At 68.6% G+C, this 2719-nt stretch carries 2 protein-coding genes; one reads left to right on the top strand and one right to left on the bottom strand.

Annotation, left to right across the window (positions count from 1 at the left end):
• Positions 1 to 240: 240 nt before the first annotated feature.
• Positions 241 to 531 carry a hypothetical protein gene (locus U9980_RS10155; protein ID WP_322749887.1) on the bottom strand — a complete coding sequence of 97 codons (291 nt, stop codon included), beginning with the start codon at positions 529 to 531 and terminating at the stop codon, positions 241 to 243.
• Between the two features lie 318 nt (positions 532 to 849).
• On the opposite strand from U9980_RS10155, the gene U9980_RS10160 reads away from it, so the two are divergent.
• A complete protein-coding gene (locus U9980_RS10160; RefSeq protein WP_322753487.1) occupies positions 850 to 2130 on the top strand; it encodes a hypothetical protein in 1281 nt (426 codons plus the stop codon).
• Positions 2131 to 2719: the final 589 nt, after the last annotated feature.

A 2719-nucleotide genomic window follows, 5' to 3' on the forward strand; every position in this document is an offset into this window, starting at 1 on the left:
GCGTGGTGGGTGAGCAGGTGGAATGGCGCGTGGAATATGCGGGGAGTCCACGACCGTTCGCCGAGCGCTTTCGAGGGTTCGCGCCGCGAGGAAAGCGCTGGCAGCACGTCAAGATTGCCAAAGCAGACCTCTTAGGATCTGCCGCCCTAGGGCGTGGGGGTTCAAGTCCCCCCTCCCGCACAAGCCTGGTCAGGGCCCCAGTTTCCCAATGTTCCCAGGGGTTAGTGGTCGGCTGGACGATCAATCGTCCGCTCCGGCGGGGTCCGGTGACGTCCGATCGTCTCCGGCAATCTCCGACGATTCGCGGACCATGCGCGGCACAGAATGGGCCGGGGCCGCCGGACCGCCGATCCCGAGAGCGGCTTCGATTCGGCGGAGCTGGGTGTCGACGTCCCCGTCGATGCACTTCGCGTACACCCGGTAGAGGACCGCCACGGAGTGGCCGGCCCACTCCGCCACCTGGGTGCCCTGCACCATCCCGTTGAGCCAGGTCGATACGCAGGCATGCCGCAGGTCATACGGCGTCGCCACCGCCGGCCGGTCAGCAGCGCGACCGACTCGGCCCGGCGCAGCGTCGCCACCTCCAGCACCCGGCCGAGCTGCCCGAACCCGGCCCGCCGCGAGGTCACCAAAATCCAGCCGCCGCCCCCCGCCGGACGGAACCGGGCCACCTCCTGCGGGTCTTCCGGGTCGTCGAACGCTAGCAGCCACCTTGGATAGGGACCACTCAGCTCAATAGTTACGGCCCGTGTCCTTGACCATGGTTCGCGAGTCCTGTTACAAATCGACCGCTGGCCGTGATCGACGGTTGGCCGCAACTCCTTGTGGACACCTTGAGAGAGGCCGTAAATGTCATCGCCTACCGTATTCGCAGATGGGTTGGACTTCCCGAGCAGCCTGGCCTTCGACGACCGGGGTGGGGTGTATCTGGCTGAGTCCGGCCTCCCCTTCGGCGGCGCGGCGCCCGGTGGCCGGATCTGGCGGCTGAACCTCAATGCTGACGGGCAGTTACGTGAGCTCGTGGCCGACGGCCTGGCCCAGCCGGTGACCGGACTACTCTGGCACCAGGGGGATCTGTACGTGTCCGAGGGCGGTGCCGGCCGGATCACCCGGATCGGCCCGGACAATCAGCGGACGGTCATCGTCGACGGCATGCCCGGGCCCGGCAACTACCACATCGACATGGCCGTGGCCGGCCCTGACGGGAAGCTGTATTTCGCGCAAGGCGCGATGTCCAATCTGGGGATCATCGGACTGGATTCCTATGAACTCGGCTGGCTGGGGCGGCTTCCGCAGTCGCACGACGTTCCCGGCCTCGACGTGGTGCTCACCGGCGTCAACGCCACCACCGAGGACCCGCTGGCCGGCCGGCCCGGTGCGCAGACCAGCACCGGCGCGTTCGTCCCGTTCGGCACCCCGACCCGACCCGGGCAGCGGATACCGGCCGGGCTTCCGTGCAGCGCGGCAGTGCTGCGCTGTGACCTCGACGGCAGCAACTTGGAACTGGTGGCCTGGGGGATGCGCAACGCCTTCGGGCTGGGCTTCCTGCCGGACGGCAGGCTGCTGGCGGTCGACCAGGGCGCCGACGACCGGGGTAGTCGGCCGATCGGCAACGCGCCCGATCTGCTGTTCGAGGTGCGCGAGGGCGCCTGGTACGGCTGGCCCGACTTCGTCGGAGACGTCCCGGTGACCGACCCCGGGTTCAAGCCGACCCGCGGCCCGCAGCCGACCTTCCTGCTCGCCAATCATGACCAACTCCCCCCTCCCGAGCGGCCTGTGCTCAACTTCGAGTCGCATGTTGCGGCCACCAAGTTCGCCGTGGCACCGCCGCGGTCGTCGCTGGCCGGACGACTGGTGGTCACGCTGTTCGGGGACGAGGCGCCGATGACCCTGCCGTCCGGCGGTCCGAAGCTCGGCCGCGACCTGCTGCTGGTCGACCCGGCCGACTGGTCCACCCAGGGCCTGCCGTCCCGTCCGCCGCTGCACCGGCCGATCGATGTCGGCTTCGCACCGGGCGACGACAGGCTGCTGATCCTGGACTTCGGCGAGTTCGAGATGACGGAGCACGGCGTCGAGGCCAGGTCGGGCACCGGTCGACTCTGGCGCTGGGCGGGCTGGGACAGGTTCTAGCCCTGCGCAGCGCGCTGGCACCGATGTTCTCCGCCCGTGGGCTGCGCATGCGGTCCTGGTCGGGGACACCTGCTCGGGGGTGGAGACGGTGCCAATCTCGGTCAGGAGGGCGGAGCGGTAGGCAAGTTGGTGGCCAGCAGCGCTCTTCCAACTTCCAGGCGATCCACTCCGCCCAGCCCCGGTCGGCCTGCGTGTAGGTCGGGTAGCGGGGACGCATTGCTGCGTCCCCGCCCCTTCAGAACCCGGCGTGCCACTCGTCGCGGCACCGGGCTCAAGTGGACTGTTCCCGATCTTGTAGACACTCGGTAGGCTGCCGCTGATCCCAGCGGAGGCATCCCGGTGGGGACACGCCGACATTTCACCCAGGAATATAAAAATCAGGCCGACAGATGTGCCCACGGCCCCGCTACACGAACCGGCGAGCCGAGATTCTCACCGGCGGACCATCCTCGTGCTGTCAGCGCCCGACACGTTCCAATCGCCTTTCGCGTTGCCGTTGACGATGTTGTCCTCGAACAGCCCCGCACCGTTGTCGGAGACGAACACGCCGGCGCTCCGGGAGTTGGTGATGCGGTTGCCGCGGACCGTC

Source organism: Protofrankia sp. Cr1 (assembly GCF_963555865.1).
Classification (GTDB): Bacteria; Actinomycetota; Actinomycetes; order Frankiales; family Frankiaceae; genus Protofrankia.